This is a genomic window from Laedolimicola ammoniilytica, assembly GCF_025567165.1.
In the GTDB taxonomy this organism is placed as follows: domain Bacteria; phylum Bacillota; class Clostridia; order Lachnospirales; family Lachnospiraceae; genus Laedolimicola; species Laedolimicola ammoniilytica.
Genome location: NZ_JAOQKC010000010.1, coordinates 17,422 through 38,861, shown reverse-complemented (window position 1 = coordinate 38,861; position 21,440 = coordinate 17,422). Strand labels below are relative to the sequence as shown.

Genomic DNA, 21,440 nt, shown 5'->3' with positions numbered 1-21,440 from the left:
TTCCTCTCTATCTTATTTCACAAGCGCTGCGAGATGTTCCTTCACCTGATTCATCATCTGGGTGTACTTCTCCAGCTTCTCTTTCTCCTCGTCAATCTTGCTCTGGGGTGCCTTGCTGATGAACTTCTCATTGCTGAGCATACCGTTCACACGGGCCAGCTCCTTCGTCAGACGCTCCTCCTCTTTCTTCAAACGCTCAATCTCTTTTTCCAGATCTACCAGCTCCGCAAAGGGCATATAAACGGCTGCGTCCGGAATCAGCGCGGAAACCGCATCCTCACCGATACCGCTCTTATCCTCCTGAACCGTCACCTGGCTCGCATAGCTTAAGGTACCGAAGAAGGCCTTGCTGCCCTCAAATACCTCCCGCACCTGCGGCTTCTCGGATACTACGATCACGTGAGCCTTCTTGCTGGGCGGTACGTTCATGGAAGAACGCACGTTACGGATGGAACGAACGGCCTCTTTGATCAGCTCTACCTCAGCCTCTTCCTTCTGGAAGCTCCACTCCTCCTTAAACTCCGGCCATGCGGAAATCATGATGGACTCCTCTCCGGTCAGGTTGCGGTAAATCTCCTCGGTGATGAACGGCATGTACGGATGCAGAAGCTTCAGGGCGTTGGTCAGAACAGTCTTCAGAGTCCACAGAGCCGCCGCCTTGGTCTGATCCTCTTCATTATAGAGACGGGGCTTCACCATCTCGATGTACCAGTCGCAGAACTCCTCCCAGATGAAGTCGTAGAGCTTCTGAACGGCGATACCCAGCTCAAACTTGTCCATGTTCGCCGTCACATCCTGTGCCAGGGTGTTGACCTTGGACAGAATCCACTTGTCCGCGCCGGTGAGCTGTGTGAGATCCATTTCTTTTACGCAAGCTCCAGACCTGCGGTCCGTCGCTGACTGCTCCGTTGAAAATGAATACTCGCTCTGCTCGTGCTCATTTTCCTTCAGAGCAGTCACGTTCATCATGATAAAACGGGAAGCGTTCCAGATCTTGTTGGCAAAGTTACGGCTGGCCTCCACACGCTCCATATAGAAACGCATGTCGTTGCCGGGCGCGTTGCCGGTAACCAGGGTGAAACGCAGGGCGTCTGCGCCATACTGATCGATGATCTCCAGCGGGTCGATACCATTTCCCAGAGACTTACTCATCTTCCGTCCCAGGGAATCCCGCACCAGTCCGTGAATCAGTACATGATGGAACGGACACTTTCCGGTCTGCTCATAGCCTGAGAATACCATACGGATGACCCAGAAGAAGATGATATCGTATCCGGTTACCAGCACATCGGTGGGGTAGAAGTAGTCCAGATCCTCTGTGTTCTCCGGCCAGCCCAGGGTAGAGAAGGGCCACAGCGCAGAGGAGAACCAGGTATCCAGGGTATCCGGATCCTGTGTGAAATGGGTTCCGCCGCACTTCGGACACACCTTCGGCATCTCCCGGTCTACCACGATCTCGCCGCAGTCGTCGCAATAATAAGCCGGAATCCGGTGTCCCCACCAGAGCTGACGGGAAATACACCAGTCGCGGATATTCTCCAGCCAGTGCAGATACGTCTTGTCGAAGCGCTCCGGCACGAAAGTCAGATCGCCGTTCTTGATGGCCTCGATAGCTGGCTTTGCCATTTCCTCCATCTTTACGAACCACTGCTGCTTGATCATGGGCTCAACAGTGGTGCCGCAGCGGTCGTGGGTTCCTACGTTATGGACATGGTCTACCACCTTCACCAGCAGACCCTGCTCCTTCAGTTCCTCTACCATGACCTTGCGGGCCTCGTAGCGATCCATGCCTGCGTACTTGCCGCCGTTCTCATTGATGGTTGCGTCGTCGTTCAGAATATTGATCTCCGGCAGGTTATGACGCTTTCCTACCTCGAAATCGTTGGGGTCGTGCGCCGGGGTAATCTTAACCACGCCGGTACCGAACTCCTTATCTACGTATGCGTCGGCGATGACCGGAATCTCGCGGCCTACCAGCGGCAGGATCACGGTCTTACCTACGATATCTTTATAGCGCTCGTCGTCCGGATTCACAGCCAGGGCACTGTCGCCAAGCAATGTCTCCGGTCTGGTGGTAGCGATCTCGACGAACTTATCGCTGCCCTTGATTGGATAATTGATATGCCAGAAATGACCTGCCTGCTCCTCATGCTCTACCTCCGCGTCAGAGATAGAGGTCTTGCAGACCGGACACCAGTTGATGATACGGGAGCCCTTGTAGATATAGCCCTTCTTATGCAGGCGCAGGAATACCTCCTGTACGGCCTTGGAGCAGCCCTCGTCCATGGTGAAGCGCTCTCTGTCCCAGTCGCAGGAGGAGCCAATCTTCTTCAGCTGATCTACGATGGTACGGCCATACTCTTCCCGCCACTCCCAGGTTCTCTTTAAGAAGCCCTCACGGCCCAGCTCGTTCTTATCGATGCCTTCCGACTTCAGCTGGTTGATGACCTTAACCTCTGTGGAAATGGAAGCATGGTCGGTTCCCGGAATCCACAGCGCATTGTAGCCCTGCATTCTCTTGTAACGGATCAGGATATCCTGCAGGGTATTGTCCAGCGCGTGTCCCATGTGCAGCTTTCCTGTGATATTGGGAGGCGGCATGACAATCGTGAACGGTTTTTTACTCCGATCCACCTCTGCATGGAAATACTTTTTCTCCAGCCACTCTCCGTAAATACGATCCTCCATTGCTTTGGGATCATAGGTCTTTGCCAACTCTTTCATTCTGTTCCTCCTTCATTTTTCTTTCGCTTCTTGAACCAGTCGAAAAAAAATAAGCGCCCTCTCTTATCCTGAAAGGGCGCTTGTGCGCGGTACCACCTTACTTATGAAGCGAAAATCCGCCTCATATCTCTCACCCTTTAACGCTGGTCAGGCGTGAATGGCTACTCTGTGCTCCCGTTTCACCATTCCGGCTCCAAAGCTACCTTCCGCAGGCGACCCTTCCACGACAGCCTCTCAGCCTATGAGCTGTCCTCTCTTTTGACGTATGTCCCGCGTACTCCTCTTTTTCTCTGCCTTTGAATTATGTCGTTATTCTTTCCAGTCTAACTGTAGGTAAATATAGCAGTCTTTCCGCGGATTGTCAAGGTTTCTGCGCTATTCTTTGCGAATTGTATACTCATCGTAGACGGTCCAGTTGTCTACGGTATAAGCCCGCAGATGAAGGTCGGTATCCGTCAGATCGATCCGCAGAGCCATGGGCTCCTCCGGCTGTCCCTGAAAGACCAGCTGATCGTTGGGCGTCGCCGCCTGATACAGGCTTCCGCTGGAGGTTCCGCAGACCACATACATGGTTCCCTCCGGATTCACTGCCATACCGCCAGACGCGTAATCATAGCCCTCGTAATTCTCACAACGCCGATTCGTGAATGCGGATCTGGAATATACCGAATCGTGGCCGGTCAGCACCAGATCAATATCATTGTCTTCACAGATATAGCCCAGAGAATAGCGCATCCAGCTGTCCATCTGTTCCTGATATCTTGCCACGCTGCTGTAGGCCGGATAATGCTGGATGAGAATCCGCCATTTGGTATCCGGATGTTCCGCAATCACCTTCGGCACATATGCCTCGTGAGTATCAGTCGCCTGGGCCGTCACACTGTTCAGCACGATAAAGAGCGCATTTCCACGGATGAAATAGTAATCGCCATCCTTGTCGTATTCGCTCATGCCGTACTCCTCCGAGCGGTTCGGCACATTGAAATGTTCATAGAAGAATGGCCCGCCGCCATAGCCCAGCTCCTCGGCCATCTGCTCATTCGCTACGTCATGATTACCGGTCACCGGTGCCAGCGGAATCTTATAAAGTCCCAGATGATCCAAAAATCCGCTATACTCCCCCGCGTCTCCAAACCTGGACACCTGATCACCTGTATGAACCAGGAACTGCGCCTCCGGCACATAATCGGTAAGCCGGGTCACCACCTTGTCCCAGTCGTTGATGGACACCTGCACATCATTCTTCTCATCCTGGCCAATCTCCGCGTCGGAGGCCACCAGGAACGTAAAACCATGGGTGGTATCCCCTTCCGGGACGGTATATTTGTATTCCGGGGACCAGCCTCCGGCGTCATTTCCTACCTTATACGCATAGGTCATTCCCGGCTGCAGTCCGGTCACCGTCGCTTTGTTTACATAATATCCAGGCATAGTCTGGGAAGCGCTGCACTGGGCCGTCACCATCTGAAATGTCCCGTCCTGCACGGTATACCAGCTTACCTGTCCGGCACTTCCACTGGGGGACATCCAGTTGAGGCGGATCTCATCGTCGGTTCCTCCCACCTCCAGGCTCAGATATTTAATAGAAGTGGTATTCAGAAGCGGTTCGCTCTCATAGTCCGTCACGAAGGTACTCTTTTCCTGCTCCTGACGGGCTGCTTCGTCCTTAGCTGCCTGCTCTGCGGCCGGATCCACCGTCGGCTCCGCCGCCGGAGCTGTTTCTTCCACCGGCGCCTCTTCCTCTGAAACCGGCGTTTCTATCTTAATCTCTGCATCCGCAGGCTCGTCCGCCTTTCTGTGCTTCAGCGTCCACGCAGCCACTATAACCAGCACAAGCAGAACGCCCGCTGTAAATACCGTACGAATTCCTCCATTACCCTTTTTCATAAAATCTCCTCTTTCGCTGCTGTATCCTGTCATTCGTTTCCAGTCATTTCCCCTCCACAGCGGACGGGATACTAGATCATACTCTAGCATTATATTCCAATGGATTCAAGATAATACCGGTTTTTTTAAGAATCTTCTGAATTTCTTAAGAAAGAAAAATGCCCGGAAAATTCCTTTGGGAAACTTCCGGGCATCTCTATTCAGTTTTTCTAATCAGGGATTATCTCGGCTCCGACTTCCCTGCAAAATGCGGATAGCTGTTCTTATCGTCATAATAGTACCAGGTTCTTCCGCAAATCTCCGCCGGATGCTGTGTATCTCCCTCCGGAATCGGCACTTCCGCATTGCAGATCTCCTGATCGTGCATAAACAATACGTGGTGTACCGGTTCATCGAACTGGATAAACCACTCCTCCCAGGGATAGTCTTTCTCCCGAAGCTCCTTCGGCGGAACCGCGTGAATCACATACTCCCGGATTCCTTCTACCGTACAGGGAATCTTCTGCCAGGAATAGGATGCGTACAGCCGGTCCGTCTCCTCCTTCAGGCCGCCGAAGATCTCCTCACAGTTGTATCCGAGGGCTTCCAGTTCCTTCTTGATACCCTCCTGCTCCAGTTTTTCCAAAAGCATACCTCATACCTCCTGCTGCATTTTCCATGCGTTTTTTCTAAAACCACCGGTTCTATTATAGCAAAACAGACTGTGACGGTAAAGTCACAGTCCGTTTTTTATTCCTTATTTCTTACCTTACTGCTTTTAAAAAGCCCTCACACAGATAGGTTCCCATCTCCTCCGGACAGAAATCCCCGGTCTGTTTTTTTTCTCCCAGATACATCACCAGGGAGGTCAGGCTGCCAAGCAGCATATACACCGCCGCCTGCTTCGGGAGCTCTTTCCGGATATAGCATTCCCGCATGCCGCAGTCACACAGATTTCCCAGAATCATCATAGGACCCATATCGCCGCACTGCCTGCTTTCCGCAAGCATGCTCTGCAGCTTCTTCATAATATCGTCCTTAGCCGCTCCCGGATGGGCCGACAGGAACAGAAATCTGGCAAATGCCCGCTGCTCCTGCACACACTCTGCCACCCAATGAAAGCAATAGCAGATCTTTTCTTCAAAGCCCGGAATATTTTCCAGTCTTTCCCAGTTCTCCACGCCCTGGGTCTGGGCGTCATAGATAATGGCTCCCGCAATGATTTCTTCTTTACAGCTGAAATAATCGTAGGCCGTTCCCTTACCGATACCGGCACGCTTTGTAATATCCGACACGGTCAGGGTATTGACATCCGCATTTTCATTCAGAAGCTCCAGTACTGCATCGTAGAGGGCCTTTACCTTGGGCTTCAGCTCAGGCATTGACTTCGGTTTCTGCAGTTCCATGCTTTTTAAGCCTCCATTTCCGCGGTTTTTTCGGCCCCTTTTCTTTTTTATTTCCGTAAGCCATCAGATAGAATACCGGCATTAACAAAAGAATCAAAATCGTAGAGGCAGTCAGGCCGCCGATGATAATGATACCCATGCTCTGCATCATTTCCGTTCCGGTTCCCAGTCCCAGAGACATGGGAATCATGGAAATAACGGTAGTCAGCGTAGTAATCAGAATCGGCCGGAGTCTCGTCTTTCCGCTTTCAATCAGCGCGTCCTCCAGTCCCAATCCTTCCTCATTCATCAGGGCATGGACGCCGTCCACATACAGGATACCGTTATTTACCACGATACCCACCAGCATCATGATACCCATCATGGAAATCATGGTCAGCGACTGTCCGGACAAAAAGAGAAGTCCGAAGGAACCAATCAGGCTGAAGGGAATGCTCAGCATGACCATCAGAGAATACTTCGGAGATTCAAACTGCATGGCCATAACCAGGAATACCAGGAACACTGCCGCCGCAATCGCCTTACCGATGGCCGTAAAGGTCTCTGTCATCATCTCGTCCATGGTGTCCTGAGTCTGCTCCACAGAATCCGGAAGCTTTGTATCTGCCACCAGCTTATCCAGCGCCGCGTCCACCGTGTCCGTATCCTCTGAGACACAAGAGGCGGTAATGGTGGTGGTGTATTTTCCGTCCTGTTTCATGACGGTCTGCTGGGAATCAGTATATTGCAGGGTCGCCATTTCCGACAGGGGCACGCCGCCAACGGATGCGTCCAAAAGGGAGCTGGCCTTTGTATAGGTTCCCTCCGGGTACTCCAGCATGACACTGTACTCCTCTCCATTTGACGTAATGGTCATGGCCTCGGTTCCGCTGATCATACTGTAGAGCCCCCCTGCCGCCTGTACGGGCGTCATACCGTGGGCCATAGCGTCCAACGGATCAATTACCACCCGGATCTGGGTAGAGCCTTCACCGGCATCCGAGGACACGTTCAACACGCCCGGAATATTCCAGGCCTTTTCCTCAATCAGGGATGCCGCCTCTTTCAAATCGTCCAGATCTGTAGAGGCCAGCGTCACGCTTCCGCCACTGCTGGTCGCCATCATGGTAGACATCTGGCTGCTGACGGTGATATCCAACTGTACGCCAGTCATATCCCTGGTTTCCTCCAGCCACTCATCTGCCACCTCCTGGCTGGACATCTTCCGATCCTCCTTCAGATTAACGGAAATGGTTCCAGATCCCTTGGAGGAAGTCAGGGTATAGCTGTCCACGTCCTCATGGGCCGCCACCATAGCCTCGAGCTCCTGCATTTTTTTATCTACTTCTTCTGCTTTGGTACCGCTACGGAAGGCAGCTGCCACGGAAATGGTTCCCTCGTCCATGGCCGGCATCAGCTCCACCTTCATCAGCGCCACCAGGCCGAAGGACATAACTAACAGCACCACCGCCACCAAAACGCTCAGCTTCTTCTTATGCAAGAGCTTCCGCTCCATCCTGTCATATTTTTCCTTACCCTTATCCAGAAATCCGTTCAGCTTCAGTTCCTTTTTCTCCTGCGGCTTAAAGATACAGAAGAACAGAGGAACCAGAGTCAGTGCGGAAATCAGGGACGCCAGCATGGCGATGATAATCGTATAGCCCAGCTGTCCGAAGATCTGTCCGGTCAGTCCGGTCTGGATACACAAGGGCAGGTATACCACGACTGTGGTAATCGTAGAAGCCACGATAGAGCCTGCCACGCCTCTGGTACCGATTTCCGCAGCCTCCCGAAAGCCCGGCTTTTTATCCTTCGCCCGGAAACAGCTCTCCAGCACGACGCTGGAGCTGTCTACCATCATACCGATGGCAATCACCAGCGCGCCCAACGTAATGATATTCAGTGAAAAGCCTGCCACGGCCATGACAATCACCGTCACCAGCAGGGAGATGGGCATGGCGCTTCCTACAATCAAGCTGGCCTTCCAGTCGCCGAAGAAGATGAATAACACCAGCATAGACAGGATGACGCCCATGAGCAGCGTGCTTCCTACTGATTTTACAGCCAGAAGAATCATATCTGACGCGTCGTAGGAGGCTGTCGCCACCAGGCCCGGATGTTCCTTCTGCAGCCGCTCCATGGTCTTTCTGACGTCCCGCACCACTCCCAGGGTACTTGCACTCTGGTTCTTAGTAACGCTGACCGTCAGGGTCTCCTCGCCGTTATAACGGCTGATGCTGTCCGGATCCTTCTGGGACCACTCCACGTCAGCCACGTCTGACAGGTGAATCATACTGCCGGTAGCGGTAAACAACGGAATCTCCCGCAGATCCTCTACCGTGGTCACATCCGCCGTACTGATGGCGCTGATGGACTGCGTACCCTGCTCCAGGGAGCCGATGGGGACTGTAAAATCTGTGGTCGCAATAAACTGGGCAATGCTGCTCATGGTCAGTCCATACTGATTCATGGCCTCCTCGTCCAGCTTCACCTGAATATAATTCTCCCGTCCGCCGCTGACCTCTACGCTGGCCACCGAGCTTACCGCCTTCAGCTCCGGCACAATCTCGTCATTGGCCAGGGAGAGAACGTCGCTGCCGTCGGTGGTGCTTAAGGAATACATCATACTGGGCATGGAATTGATATCCATTTTCATAACAATGGGGCTCTGGCAGTCATCCGGCAGAGAACGCTCCACTGAATCCAGCGCCGCTCGCAGATCCAGATACGCGTCGTTGGTATCCACACTGTAATCATACTGCAGGAGAACCATGGAACTGTTCTCCTGGGAATAGGTGGTAACGGAATCCACACCGCTTAAGGCTCCCACCTTGCCTTCTATCTCAGAGCTTACCAACTCCTCTACGGATTCCGGATCCGCTCCCGGATAAATGGTCATAACCATCATCACCGGCATATCCATATCCGGCATCAGCTCCAGTCTCAGGCCCAGAAGGGACGAGATACCGAATACCGCCAGCGCCAGGACAACCAGAAGGGTTGTGACCGGTCTTTTTAAGGAAAATTTTGTAAGATTCATTTATTCTGCGTCCTCCGCCTCTGTGTCACTGCTGCCTGCGCTCTCACTGCCAGCATTTTCACTCACTGCTTCTTTCTGGCTGTCATCTGCTGCGCCATTTGCGCCATTGATCAAGACTTCCGCGCCATCGCGCAGCTTGGAGGACCAGGTAGTTACAACCTGGCTTTCCGCATTCAGTCCGTCCTCCACGGACACTTCGTTATCATTCATCAGACCTACGGTAATCGGGGTCTTCACCAGCTTGCCATTCTCTACGCAGTACACATACGCGTCACCTGCGGAGAAGTAGACTGCGTCATAGGGAATGACCAGGCCGCTCTGCTCCCGCTGGGTGGTGGCGTGTACCTTCACGGATACGCCGCTGGGCAGCTTATCGCCCGCGCCGATGACAGAAGCCTTTACCTGGAAAAGACGGGTCTGCGGCCCCGCCATGGTTCCCACCTCCGTGATGGTTCCGGCAAAGGTCTCGCCGCCACGCTCTACCTCGACAGCGTCGCCCACCTTCAGCTCATTTTTGGCCTTCTCCGCCACATTGAAGGTGACGGTCATGGAATCCTTATTGGAAATGACGTAAGCCGGGTTTCCGGCAGAGGCCATGGTGTCCTTCTCCACGGAAATGGATTCGATCTGCCCGGAAATCGGAGCCTTGACGGTGTACATATCCATCTGATACTGGGCGGACTCCAGTCCCACATTTGCCTGGGCCAGCTGAGCCGCGTAGGTGGCGTCAGTCTGGGGATAGACCTCATTTTTGGTGATCTCATAGGTCTCTTTTGTAGTATTCAGATTATCCTTCAGCGTATCTTTCTGGGTCTTGGTAGTGTCCAGGGCACTCTCCAGCTGGGATTTGCCGGACTTCGCCGCTGAGAGTCCGGACTGGGCCTGGGAAAGTGCTTCCTGAGCCTGGGTCAGCTCCAGCTGCGCGGTAGCCACCTTCGTTTTCTGCTCCTGGATAGCCAGATCGCTGGCTGTGGCTCCTGTGCTGCCTGTGGTTCCTGCTGCTTCCGCAGTGCCAGAGGCCGTACCGCTTCCTGCAGTGCCGGACGCTGCTCCGGTCTCGCCGGCTGCTGTTCCACCTGACTCTGCCGTACCGGTACTGCCTGTACCCGCTTCCGTTGTACTGCCCGCAGAGGACGCATTGCCTGCCTCTGCAGCCTTCTGCAGACTCTCCAGCTTCAGCTGCTCCTGGGCCAGCGCCTGATTTTTCGCCGCCACATTGGCCTGAGCCGCTGTCACAGCCTGGCTGAGCTGTGTTTCCTGGGTGCCCAGCGTATCTATCTGGCTTTCCATATTCTTAATGCTGTCCCGCACCTGATCCAGGCTGTCCTCCATACTGTCGATACCTTGCTCTGTCTGATAATTTTGCAGGTGTCTGGCTCCGCCGGTCGCCGCGTTGACCCCGGCCTGGGCCTGGCTGTAGGCCGCCCTGGCATTGTCCATCTGAAGCTGCGCCGCCTCGTCGTCGATCCTGAACAGCACGTCGCCCTCCTTCACCGTATCGCCCACGGCATAATTCACCTGGGTCACCGTTCCGGACACCAGCGGCACCACATAGACCTGCTGCTCCGGAGACACGGTTCCGATATAATCTGTATCCAAAGTCACTTCGCCGCTCTGGGGCGTCTGTACTTCCACATTTACCTTTTCCGTCTCTGTCTTCTTACTGCTGCCGCAACCCACCATGGACACACTCATGGCCAGTACCAGACCCAGCGCCAGTACGCTTTTTTTCTTCATCAAATGTCCTCCTCTATATTCGGCAAAATCCGACCGACCAGTCGGTCGAAAACTGAATCTTATTATAGGCCAGCCAGACCTGTCCCGTCAAGAAAAATGCAGTGGGGATTTTCTTAAAAATTTGTAAAGGAAAAATCCGTCAGGATTTCCTATACTGGAATGATAAAAAAGAATGTGCCATTGGCACATTCTCGCGCCGAGGCGCGGTTGCTTCAGCAACCATCTACCACTGCGCCGAGTGCGCATCTTTGCAAGCTCTGCTTGCTTTAATGGAATAGGGAATTCTATCGGAATTTCCTATTCCATTAAAAAGGGACAGGGCTTCATGTTGAAGCTCTGTCCTTTTACACAGTCTTTCTTACAGATATTTTTTCAGATCCTCGACCTTGTCTGTCTTCTCCCAGGGCAGATCCAGGTCGGTGCGGCCAAAGTGGCCGTAAGCTGCAGTCTGCTTGTAGATCGGTCTGCGCAGATCCAGCATACGGATAATTCCAGCCGGGCGCAGATCGAAGTTCTCGCGGATAATCTCTACCAGCTTGGAATCAGATACCTTGCCAGTTCCGAAGGTGTCCACATTGATAGAAGTCGGGCGCGCTACGCCGATGGCATAGGACAGCTGAATCTCACAACGGTCAGCCAGACCTGCCGCTACGATGTTCTTTGCCACGTAACGGGCTGCATAAGCCGCAGAACGGTCTACCTTGGTGCAGTCCTTGCCGGAGAAAGCTCCGCCGCCATGACGCGCCATTCCACCGTAGGTGTCTACGATGATCTTACGACCGGTCAGTCCGCTGTCTCCGTGAGGTCCGCCGATAACAAAGCGTCCGGTGGGATTGATGAAGAACTTGGTATTCTCGTCTACCATCTCTGCCGGAAGGATCGGATCAAAGACATACTTCTTAATATCCTCATGAATCTGCTCCTGAGTTACTTCCTCACCGTGCTGGGTAGACAGAACCACAGCGTCCAGGCGGACGGGCTTGCCGTTCTCGTCATACTCTACGGTTACCTGGGACTTTCCGTCCGGACGAAGGTAGGTCAGAGTGCCGTCCTTACGAACCTTGGTCAGCTGTCTGGTCAGCTTGTGGGCCAGGGAAATCGGATAAGGCATCAACTCCGGAGTCTCATTGACCGCATAGCCGAACATCATACCCTGGTCGCCTGCGCCGATGGCCTCGATCTCATCCTCGCTCATCAGGTGCTCCTTTGCTTCCAAAGCCTTATTTACTCCCATGGCGATATCGGTGGACTGCTCGTCGATGGCGGTGATAACCGCGCAGTTGTCTGCGTCGAAGCCGTATTTTCCGCGGTCGTAGCCGATCTCGCGAACAGTGTCACGAACGATTTTCTGAATATCTACATAAGCCTTGGTGGTAATCTCACCCATGACAAGCACCAGGCCTGTGGTGGTAGCAGTCTCACATGCTACGCGGCTCATGGGATCCTGCTCCAGCAGAGCGTCAAGGATAGCATCGGAAATCTGGTCGCAGATTTTGTCCGGATGGCCTTCTGTTACGGATTCTGAGGTAAATAATAATTTTTCCATGGTCTCTTCCTTTCTTCTTCTGATTTGTTTTTTTGCAAAAGTTAAGGCCCGCTGATGTTCAAGCGGACCTGTTTATATCACGATAACCAAATCCTCTTATTGTTCGATTCAACTCGCTCAGGTTGGCACCTTCCGCATCCGCGGGGTTGCCGTGACTTCACAGATCCTTTGTATCTCCATCACTCTGAATAAGAGAAAAGTAATACAATATTCAATTTGTTTATCTTATGCTATACATTACACCTCTTCGAGTGTTTTGTCAACCCACTCTCAGGCGAAATTTCTGGATTTCCCTCTCGTCGCCGACCTTCTCCATCTCTGCTCCCAGAGAACGGAGCTTTTCATCGAAGCGTTCGTATCCGCGCTCGATATAATGAATGTCGTCCACGATGGTGATACCGTCCGCCGCCAGACCTGCGATAACCAGCGCCGCCCCTGCACGGAGATCCGGACTGGACACTCGTGCGCCTGTATAGCGCTCCACGCCGTCGATAATAGCCGTATTGCCCTCCACCTTGATATTGGCTCCCATGCGGGCCAGCTCGTCTACATATTTAAACCGGTTTTCGAAAATGCTCTCGGTCACAATGCTGCTGCCCTTGGCCAGTGCCAGGGTCGCGGTGATCTGAGGCTGCATATCCGTCGGAAATCCCGGATAAGGCAGGGTCTTGACATTGGTGCTACGAAGTCCCTTAGAGCATACCACGCGGACTGCGTCATCCAGCTCCTCGATCTCACAGCCGATCTCCAGAAGCTTGGAAGTGGTGGCCTCCAGATGCTTCGGAATGACGTTCTTGACCGTCACGTCGCCCCGGGTCGCCGCTGCCGCGAACATGAAGGTTCCGGCTTCGATCTGATCCGGGATAATCGAATACTCGGTGCTGTGAAGCTTCTCCACGCCCTTGATTCGGATCACGTCAGTACCTGCGCCCTTAATGTTCGCGCCCATGCTGTTCAGGAAGTTCGCCACATCTACCACATGGGGCTCCTTGGCCGCATTTTCAATGACGGTATTGCCCTCCGCCATGGAAGCCGCCATCATGATATTGATGGTCGCTCCTACGGAGACCACGTCCAGGTAAATATGGCTGCCGCGCAGATGCTTTGCCTCCGCCATAATGGAACCATACTCAATCTTCACGTCAGCGCCCATGGCCCGGAAGCCCTTCAGATGCTGGTCGATGGGTCTGCTGCCGATATTGCAGCCGCCCGGAAGGGGTACTTCCGCCTTCTTATACTTGCCGAGCAGTGCGCCCAGCAGATAATAGGAAGCGCGAATCTTCTTAATATATTCGTAGTCTACACTGTAATCCCCGATGTGGGATCCGTTAATCTTCACCGTATGGCGATCGATACGGTCAGTCTGCGCACCAATCTGCTGCATGGCTTCCAGCAGGACATTGATGTCCCGCACATCCGGAAGGTTCTCTATCAAAACTGTTTCATCTGTCATAATCGCTGCCGCGAGAATCGCAAGGGCCGCGTTCTTCGCGCCGCCAATCTCTACCTCACCGACCAGGGGGTTGCCGCCTTTAATCACATACTGATCCATAATAACTCCCGTTTCTCTGATTTCTTACTGTCGCCGCTTCACGCGGCCTGGTTTTATGTTCTATGCTTTATTATCCGGGGGACGCTTACCTGCCCCTTTTCTAGCTTTCCTGAAATCATACTTCTTTATACACAAGAAAGAATGTGCCATTGGCACATTCTCGCGCCGAGGCGCGGTTGCTTCAGCAACCATCTACCACTGCGCCGAGTGCGCATCTTTGCAAGCTCTGCTTGCTGCAAGCCTTAGTTTAGTATACCACAAACTTTCCATTTGTAAATACCGTATATTTCACGAAAAAAGCCCATTTTAAAAGGAAAACTGTCTGTCACTTATACTATTTTCCAACTGAGTTCTTCCTTTCTGTTTCCAAATACGCTATAATGTCTTTTGTGACACTGCATTTCTTTCAGCAGCTTTGGCGCGATACATTGTTTTACATTTTGAGGAGATTATGATGAAGCCTGTATTTTTTATTGATTATGATAACACAATTTTCAGCCATCAAACCTGGTCCATCCCGGAAAGCTCTCTGGAAGCCCTGATAAGGCTCCACGAGGACGGCTACAAGATTGCGCTGGCCAGCGGGCGCGCCTTCCGAAGCGATTCTCTGCCGGAAGAGTTCCATGGGCGCTTCGCACCGGACTGTCTCGTCAGCTCCAACGGCGCCATCATTGAGATAGAAGGGAAACTGATTCATGAGAAATTCTTCGATCCGGAGCTGCAGACTCGTATTCTTGATTATGTTGTGGAGAAAAATTACTGCCTGATGTCTGGTTACAACGGAAAATGGGTAACTTCCAACCTGCCCCGCTTCCGGGAAATGGCATCCAATAAACAGCGTCGTCTGATGCCCGAAAGCGGCGAAGCTTTCCGCGCCCTTTACCACCAGCGGGTTCCCTCCATGTTTCTGTCCGATACACCGGAAGCCATTGCTGATCTGCAGGCTCATTTTCCGGAAATCAAGCTGCTATACATGGGCGATAATCTGGGCGGCGCTGATATCATCCCACGGGAAAACGGTAAGGTCAAGGGTGCGCAGCGCATTCTCGATCACTATCATACCACCTTTGAGAATTGCGCAGCCATCGGCGACAGCATGAACGATGTGGAACTCATCGAAGCTGCAGGCTTCGGCGTAGCCATGGGTAACGCCATGCCCAACGTGCAGGCCCGGGCGGATTATGTGACCGCGGACGTGGATCACGACGGGCTGGCTCAGGCCATTGAGGCGGCAAAGAAGCATTTTGCAGATTGAGGATTGTTATCTTCCATATAAAGAGGAGCCCGGAAAGTAGTATTCACGAAAACACTTTCCAGACTCCTCCTTTTGTCGCTTCCGCGCTCTCTCTGACCGGCGTTTCTAAAATATTCCTCCGCACCTGCGATCCCGCCTGCGGCATCTCCGGCTATACATCTCATTCAACAGCATCACCGTCACGAAATCCTCCAGCCAGTTGCGCCCGTTGATCTCCTGCATCATCAGATCGTCCTGGTAGGCGCTCTTATCCAGCTGGTCGTAGATGCTGCGGCTTACGCGTCTTATCATCAGCTGATCCGGATACTCGTCGAACATGAAGCTGCCCTCGTATTCCTGCATATCGCAGGCCTTCTCTACCAGCGGCTGAATGCATCTTGCAAGCATCGGATACAGTTCCCGAAAACGCCTCTGATCGCGCGTCTTCTCATCTTCCCACGGCAGAAAAGGGTAAAACGGATATGCCTGATACACTCCGAAACCGGATTGCAGTTCGTCATCATATTTCATGGGAAAATCCTTTTTGTAGTAGTATATGAAAAAAACCGGGTCTTCGTGCGTCCGCTCCAGGCGGACACCGAAGATCCGGTTTTCTTGTATCTAATCTATCCGATTATCCCTTTACATCCAGACGGAGCAAAGCTCTCTTCAGGCGCGCTTCCGCCATGCGGTAGTCGCGCTCACTGAGGCTCTTGTCCTCCAGCAGCTTCTCAGCGCGCTCCTTAGCCTTCACTGCACGCTCCTCGTCGATGTCCTCTTTCCATTCCCAGGTGGTGGCCATGACGCGGCAGGTACCGTTCATCATGGACAGCATACCGCCGATGCAGGCCGCTTCCCGGGTGGTCCCGTCCGGAAGCGCCACATGGGCGTGTCCCATACCGAGGGCGGTGCAGAAATTACTGTGTCCGGCCAGAATCGCCAGATCACCGGTAATGGTTCTGCAGACGATCCGCTCTGCCTCTCCTTCGAAAAGCAGTCCGTCCGGCGTTCCGATTCGTAACGGAAAAGTCTTCATAGACATCCCCCTTTACTGATTCTTCGCTCTCTCAAATACCTCGTCGATGGTTCCTGCCATCAGGAAGCAGCTCTCCGGTATCTGATCACATTCGCCGTCCAGAATCATGCGGAATCCGCGCAGAGTCTCCTTCAGCGGAACATAGCTTCCCGGCATACCGGTAAACTGCTCAGCCACAGAGAAGCTCTGGGACAGGAAACGCTGTACCTTACGGGCACGGTTTACAGTCAGCTTATCCTCCTCGGACAGCTCGTCCATACCCATGATGGCGATGATATCCTGCAGCTCCTTATAACGCTGCAGCACCTGCTGTACCGCACGGGCCACCTCGTAGTGCTCCTTGCCTACGATCTCCGGGGACAGAATCCGGCTGGTGGAATCCAGCGGGTCAACGGCCGGATAGATACCCTGGGCACTAATCTCACGGGAAAGTACCGTGGTGGCATCCAGATGGGTAAAGGTGGTAGCCGGAGCCGGGTCAGTCAGGTCGTCCGCCGGCACATATACGGCCTGCACAGAAGTGATAGAACCCTTTCTGGTGGAAGTGATACGCTCCTGCAGCGCACCCATCTCTGTAGCCAGTGTGGGCTGATAACCTACTGCGGACGGCATACGTCCAAGCAGCGCGGATACCTCGGAACCTGCCTGAGTAAAACGGAAGATATTATCGATGAACAGAAGTACGTCCTGATTCTTCACATCACGGAAGTACTCTGCCATGGTCAGTCCGGAAAGGCCGACACGCATACGGGCTCCGGGGGGCTCGTTCATCTGACCATAGACCAGGGCGGTCTTGTCAATAACGCCGCTTTCCTTCATTTCGTTATAAAGGTCGTTACCCTCACGGGTACGCTCCCCTACGCCGGTGAATACGGAAATACCGCCGTGAGCTGTCGCCACGTTGTGGATCAGCTCCATAATCAGGACGGTCTTACCTACTCCCGCACCGCCGAACAAACCAATTTTACCGCCCTTTGCGTAGGGGCAGATCAGGTCTACGACCTTGATACCGGTCTCCAGAATCTCGGTAGCCGGAACCTGCTCCTCATAAGACGGAGCCGGACGGTGGATGGACCAGTGCTCCTTCGCTTCCGGAGCCGGCTGATTGTCTACCGGGTCGCCCAGAAGGTTGAATACACGGCCAAGGCACTCCTCGCCTACCGGAACCTCGATGGGCTTTCCGGTATCCAGGGCCTTCGCTCCTCTGACAAGACCGTCAGTGGAGTTCATGGCGATACAGCGGACCGTATTGTCACCGATCTGCTGTGCCACCTCAACGGTCAGCTTCGTGCCGTTGTTATCGATTTCAATGGCGTTCAGCAGTGCAGGCAGCTCGTCATGGGCGAACCGAATGTCCAGAACAGGTCCGGTAATCTGCACTACTTCACCAATGTGTTTTTCACTCATTCCTGAATCTCCTTATTTTGATTCCTAGTTCAGGTTGCAGGCTTTCGCCCGCACCTCATCAGATGCCTTCCGCACCTCCAACAATCTCTGTGATTTCCTGCGTTATGCTGGCCTGACGGGCTCTGTTATAAAACAGGTTCAGGTTTTCGATCATCTCTTCCGCATTGCCGGTAGCGGCCTCCATGGCCATTCTCCGGGCCGCCAGCTCACTGGCCTGGGACTCGCAGACGCCGCCATAGATAAGACCTGCCAGATACTCCGGCACGATGGCGTCAAAGACCTCCTCCGCGCTGGGCTCGTAGAGAATCAGGTTCCGTACCGGCTCCTTCTTCTCCTCAGTTCTGGCCAGATCCGACAGCGGCAGCATGGAAATCCTATCCGGCTGCTGTGACAGCATGGACACGAACTTCGTATAACAAAGCTCGATATGACCGAATTCCTTGTTTTTGAATTCCCCGCAGAGCATATTGGCCATCTCGAAGCAGTTGGCCACCGAGACGTCCTCGATCTCCGCATACTTCTCAGTGATGCAGGGAATTCCCTTTCTCCGGAAATGCTCCACCGCTTTCTTGCCGATGGGCAGTACCACACAATCCTTTCCTTCCATGGCCGCTTCCACAGCCTTGAACATATTGGAATTGTAGCCGCCGGCCAGGCCGCGGTCTCCTGCCATGACCACATAGCAGTATTTTTCAGACACCGCCGGTTTTACATACACAGAGGTCAAATCCGTATTGCCATCCGCGATGTCCTGCAGGGTCTCATGAAGCTCCCGGAAATAAGGACGGCAGATTTCTGCACGTTCCTTTGCTTTACGCAGTTTGGAGGATGCTACAAGTTCCATCGCCTTGGTGATCTGCATGGTGCTCTGCACACTTCGGATACGCAGCTTCACCGCTTTCATATTTGCAGCCATATGCTTCCTCCTCTATCACTTATTTTTCAGGCTTTGTATTCAGAAACTGCTCGGTATACGCATCCAGGGCCTCTTTCAGCTTCTGCTCGGTATCAGCTTCCAGCTTGCCTGTGGAGCGGATCTCCTGCATAGCCGCAGCGCCTGTGGCGTCGGTGTCGAGATAGGTATAGAGACCTGCCTCGTATGCCTTTACGTCCTCTGTGGCAATCTTTGTCAGGATGCCCTTAGTAACCGCATAGAGAATCGCTACCTGCTTCTCTACCGCTACCGGCGCGTTCTGGTTCTGCTTCAGGACTTCCACGATACGTGCTCCCTGCTCCAGACGGGCCTTGGTATCGGCATCCAGATCGGAACCGAACTGGGCGAAGCTCTGCAGCTCGCGGTACTGGGAATACAGAAGCTTCAGGGTACCGGCTACCTTCTTCATAGCCTTGATCTGTGCGTTACCACCTACTCGGGATACGGAGATACCCGGGTTTACCGCCGGCATAACGCCGGAGTGGAACAGCTCAGTCTCCAGGAAGATCTGTCCGTCTGTGATGGAGATGACGTTGGTCGGGATGTAGGCAGATACGTCGCCTGCCTGAGTCTCGATGATGGGCAGCGCCGTCATGGAACCGCCGCCATGCTCATCGTCCAGCTTCGCCGCACGCTCCAGAAGTCTGGAATGCAGATAGAATACGTCACCCGGATAAGCCTCACGGCCGGGCGGACGGCGAATCAGCAGGGAGAGTGCACGGTAAGCTACCGCGTGCTTGGTCAAATCATCATAGATAATCAGCACATGCTTTCCCTGATTCATAAAGTACTCGCCCATGGCACAGCCGGAATAGGGCGCGATATACTGCAGCGGGCTTGCCTCGGATGCAGTCGCAGCTACGACCATGGTGTAATCCATGGCGCCGTTCTTCGTCAAAGTCTCTACCAGATTGGCTACGGTGGAACGCTTCTGACCGATGGCTACATAGATACAGATTACGTCCTGTCCCTTCTGGTTAATAATGGTGTCTACCGCAATGGCAGTCTTACCGGTCTGACGGTCACCGATGATCAGCTCACGCTGTCCACGTCCGATGGGAACCATGGAGTCAATGGCCTTAATACCGGTCTGCAGCGGCTCGGATACGCTCTTTCTCTCGCAGATACCGGGAGCCGGACTCTCGATCGGCCGGAAAGTATCCGTAACGATAGGGCCTGCGCCGTCGATCGGCTGTCCCAGGGCGTTTACGACACGTCCAATCATCGCTTCTCCGACCGGAACGGATACGACCTTGCCGGTACGTTTTACAGTCTGTCCCTCGCTGATGTTCTCATCGGAACCAAACAATACGATGGACACGCTGTTCTCTTCCAGGTTCTGGGCCATACCAAAGCTGCCGTCCTCAAACTCCAGCAGTTCGCCTGCCATACAGTTGACAAGGCCGCTGGCTCTGGCAATACCGTCGCCGACCATCAGGACCGTACCGGTCTCGTTCTGCTGAATGGCATTGTCATAATATTTGATCTGGCTGCGGATGACTTTGGAGATTTCTTCTGGTTTTAATTGCATGTTTCCATTCCATCCTTTAAACAGTTATTTTTTCAGTTACACGATTACTTCGTTCAGTTTTTTGGAAATTCCTGACATTCTGGCCTGAACCGTTCCGTCAAGCTGCTTTCCTTCCAGTTCCACACGTAAGCCTGCCACCACAGAAGCATCCAGCTTCTGTACCAGCTCCACGGTTTTTCCACTGATTTTTTCCAGCTTCGCCTTCAGGGCCGACAGCTGCGCGTCGCTTAAAGCCACTGCGCTGGTCACTACCGCCTCGGCGATTCCGTGATCCGCGTGATAGCGCCGTATAAATTCTTCACAGCAGCCCGCGAACTCTCCGAGGAGATTCCGCTCACACAGCAGCTTCATAAAATTCACCAGATAACGCTCTGCCTGTCCGCCAAAAGCGTCCTCAATGAGCTTGGTCCGTTCCGTCTTCGGAACTGAGGGCTCGCAAAGCAGCTTCACATAATCGGGATTTTCCCGGAAGATCACCCGGATCTCCTTCATCTGCTCCCCGATGGCGTCCGTAAGATTTTCTTCGGCAGCGAGGTCATAGAGACTGCCGCCATACAATCTGGCGTACTGTGTCATGATGCCTCACCTACATTCGCGATAAATTCGTCAATGAGTTTCGTGTGATCCTCTTCACTAATCTCCCGCTCGATTACCTTTCCGGCAATCTCCACGGCCATGCCGCCAATTTCATCCTTGATTTCATTGACCGCTTTTCTCTTCTCCTGGGCGATGTCGCTCTCTGCCTTGGACTTCAGGGCAGCCGCCTGCGAAGCAGCCTCCTTCAGCACCTCTTCGCTCTGAAGCGCCGCCGTTCTCTGGGCGGTGGTAAGGATCTCATTTGCCTTCTCCTTCGCTTCCTTCATGTTCTGCTCGTACTCCGTCTTAATCGCGTCCGCGTCCGCCTTGGCCTTCTCGGCTTCACGAATCTGGGCGTCCGCCAGAGCCTTTCTTTTTTCGAGCATCTCATTTACAGGCTTAAACAGAAATCGCTTGATCAGATATACCTGAATAAACAGGTTACAAATCTGCGCGACAAACGTCCACGGCACAAGACCAACTAATTCCTGTACATCCATATCTGTAACCTCCTGATTTTCTAATGATCCGGCAACGTAACGCGGATTATCCCAGGAAGTTCATGAACATACCCGGCGCAACGAAGATCAGAAGCAGACCGGTTACGAAACCGTAGATACCGGTGGTCTCTGCGATAGCGCAGCCAAGCAGCATGGTAGATGTAACATCGCCCTTGCACTCCGGCTGACGTCCGATAGCCTCGCAGGCCTTGGATACGGCATTACCCTCTCCAATACCAGGTCCGATACCGGCGATCAGCGCCAGTCCTGCTCCAATTGCACATCCTGCTAATGCGATACCTTTTGCAAGTAACTGAAATTCCATATTGATTTCCTCCTAAAATGGTTTTTAGTTTTTTAATAGTTTAACTA

17 protein-coding genes, 1 riboswitch and 1 other annotated feature are annotated in these 21,440 nt (G+C 53.3%); of the genes, 1 reads left to right on the top strand and 16 read right to left on the bottom strand.

Features of this window, described 5'->3' with window-relative positions; genetic code table 11:
- Positions 1-12: 12 nt before the first annotated feature.
- From OCV63_RS08815 to OCV63_RS08780, 8 genes are all read right to left on the bottom strand, one after another.
- The gene (locus tag OCV63_RS08815; RefSeq protein ID WP_158363474.1) at positions 13-2,724 is read right to left on the bottom strand and encodes a valine--tRNA ligase; all 2,712 of its coding nucleotides are present in this window, start codon (positions 2,722-2,724) and stop codon (positions 13-15) included.
- Between the two features lie 69 nt (positions 2,725-2,793).
- Positions 2,794-3,024 (bottom strand) — a binding site (T-box leader).
- 75 nt (positions 3,025-3,099) lie between these two features.
- Positions 3,100-4,611, bottom strand: coding sequence for a purple acid phosphatase family protein (locus OCV63_RS08810; protein ID WP_262670747.1), 1,512 nt, complete (start codon positions 4,609-4,611; stop codon positions 3,100-3,102).
- A 220-nt stretch (positions 4,612-4,831) separates the two neighbouring features.
- Complete coding sequence (locus tag OCV63_RS08805) at positions 4,832-5,242, bottom strand: hypothetical protein (protein WP_158363472.1); 411 nt, start codon at positions 5,240-5,242, stop codon at positions 4,832-4,834.
- Positions 5,243-5,354: 112 nt separating this feature from the next.
- Positions 5,355-5,996, bottom strand: a complete 642-nt coding sequence (locus tag OCV63_RS08800) for a TetR/AcrR family transcriptional regulator (protein WP_262670746.1) — start codon at positions 5,994-5,996, stop codon at positions 5,355-5,357.
- On the bottom strand, positions 5,965-9,015 hold the full coding sequence (locus OCV63_RS08795; RefSeq protein ID WP_158363471.1) for an efflux RND transporter permease subunit: 3,051 nt from the start codon (positions 9,013-9,015) through the stop codon (positions 5,965-5,967). Before OCV63_RS08795 ends, OCV63_RS08800 begins: the two co-directional genes overlap by 32 nt.
- Positions 9,016-10,752 (bottom strand): efflux RND transporter periplasmic adaptor subunit, encoded by a 1,737-nt coding sequence (locus tag OCV63_RS08790; protein ID WP_158363470.1) that lies wholly within the window; start codon positions 10,750-10,752, stop codon positions 9,016-9,018. It abuts the gene before it with no gap.
- A 358-nt stretch (positions 10,753-11,110) separates the two neighbouring features.
- Positions 11,111-12,298 carry a methionine adenosyltransferase gene (gene metK, locus OCV63_RS08785; RefSeq protein ID WP_158363469.1) on the bottom strand — a complete coding sequence of 396 codons (1,188 nt, stop codon included), beginning with the start codon at positions 12,296-12,298 and terminating at the stop codon, positions 11,111-11,113.
- 93 nt (positions 12,299-12,391) lie between these two features.
- A riboswitch (SAM riboswitch) is annotated at positions 12,392-12,493 on the bottom strand.
- A gap of 64 nt (positions 12,494-12,557) precedes the next feature.
- Positions 12,558-13,850, bottom strand: a complete 1,293-nt coding sequence (locus OCV63_RS08780; protein WP_158363468.1) for a UDP-N-acetylglucosamine 1-carboxyvinyltransferase — start codon at positions 13,848-13,850, stop codon at positions 12,558-12,560.
- Between the two features lie 454 nt (positions 13,851-14,304).
- Between OCV63_RS08780 and OCV63_RS08775 the strand changes: the two genes are divergently transcribed.
- Entirely contained in the window at positions 14,305-15,105 is an 801-nt protein-coding gene (locus OCV63_RS08775; protein WP_262670744.1) for a Cof-type HAD-IIB family hydrolase, read from the top strand.
- Positions 15,106-15,210: 105 nt separating this feature from the next.
- Here OCV63_RS08775 and OCV63_RS08770 read toward each other — a convergent pair whose 3' ends face one another.
- From OCV63_RS08770 to atpE, 8 genes are all read right to left on the bottom strand, one after another.
- Complete coding sequence (locus OCV63_RS08770) at positions 15,211-15,615, bottom strand: hypothetical protein (protein ID WP_158363466.1); 405 nt, start codon at positions 15,613-15,615, stop codon at positions 15,211-15,213.
- A gap of 103 nt (positions 15,616-15,718) precedes the next feature.
- A complete protein-coding gene (atpC, locus tag OCV63_RS08765) occupies positions 15,719-16,120 on the bottom strand; it encodes an ATP synthase F1 subunit epsilon (protein ID WP_158363465.1) in 402 nt (133 codons plus the stop codon).
- A gap of 12 nt (positions 16,121-16,132) precedes the next feature.
- A complete protein-coding gene (gene atpD, locus OCV63_RS08760) occupies positions 16,133-17,527 on the bottom strand; it encodes a F0F1 ATP synthase subunit beta (RefSeq protein WP_158363464.1) in 1,395 nt (464 codons plus the stop codon).
- A gap of 58 nt (positions 17,528-17,585) precedes the next feature.
- A complete protein-coding gene (gene atpG / locus OCV63_RS08755; RefSeq protein ID WP_158363463.1) occupies positions 17,586-18,443 on the bottom strand; it encodes an ATP synthase F1 subunit gamma in 858 nt (285 codons plus the stop codon).
- Positions 18,444-18,462: 19 nt separating this feature from the next.
- Complete coding sequence (atpA, locus tag OCV63_RS08750; RefSeq protein WP_158363462.1) at positions 18,463-19,992, bottom strand: F0F1 ATP synthase subunit alpha; 1,530 nt, start codon at positions 19,990-19,992, stop codon at positions 18,463-18,465.
- Positions 19,993-20,028: 36 nt separating this feature from the next.
- On the bottom strand, positions 20,029-20,568 hold the full coding sequence (atpH, locus tag OCV63_RS08745; protein ID WP_158363461.1) for an ATP synthase F1 subunit delta: 540 nt from the start codon (positions 20,566-20,568) through the stop codon (positions 20,029-20,031).
- Positions 20,565-21,068, bottom strand: coding sequence for a F0F1 ATP synthase subunit B (gene atpF, locus OCV63_RS08740; protein WP_158363460.1), 504 nt, complete (start codon positions 21,066-21,068; stop codon positions 20,565-20,567). Before atpF ends, atpH begins: the two co-directional genes overlap by 4 nt.
- 46 nt (positions 21,069-21,114) lie before the next feature.
- Entirely contained in the window at positions 21,115-21,393 is a 279-nt protein-coding gene (gene atpE, locus OCV63_RS08735) for an ATP synthase F0 subunit C (RefSeq protein WP_158363459.1), read from the bottom strand.
- Positions 21,394-21,440: the final 47 nt, after the last annotated feature.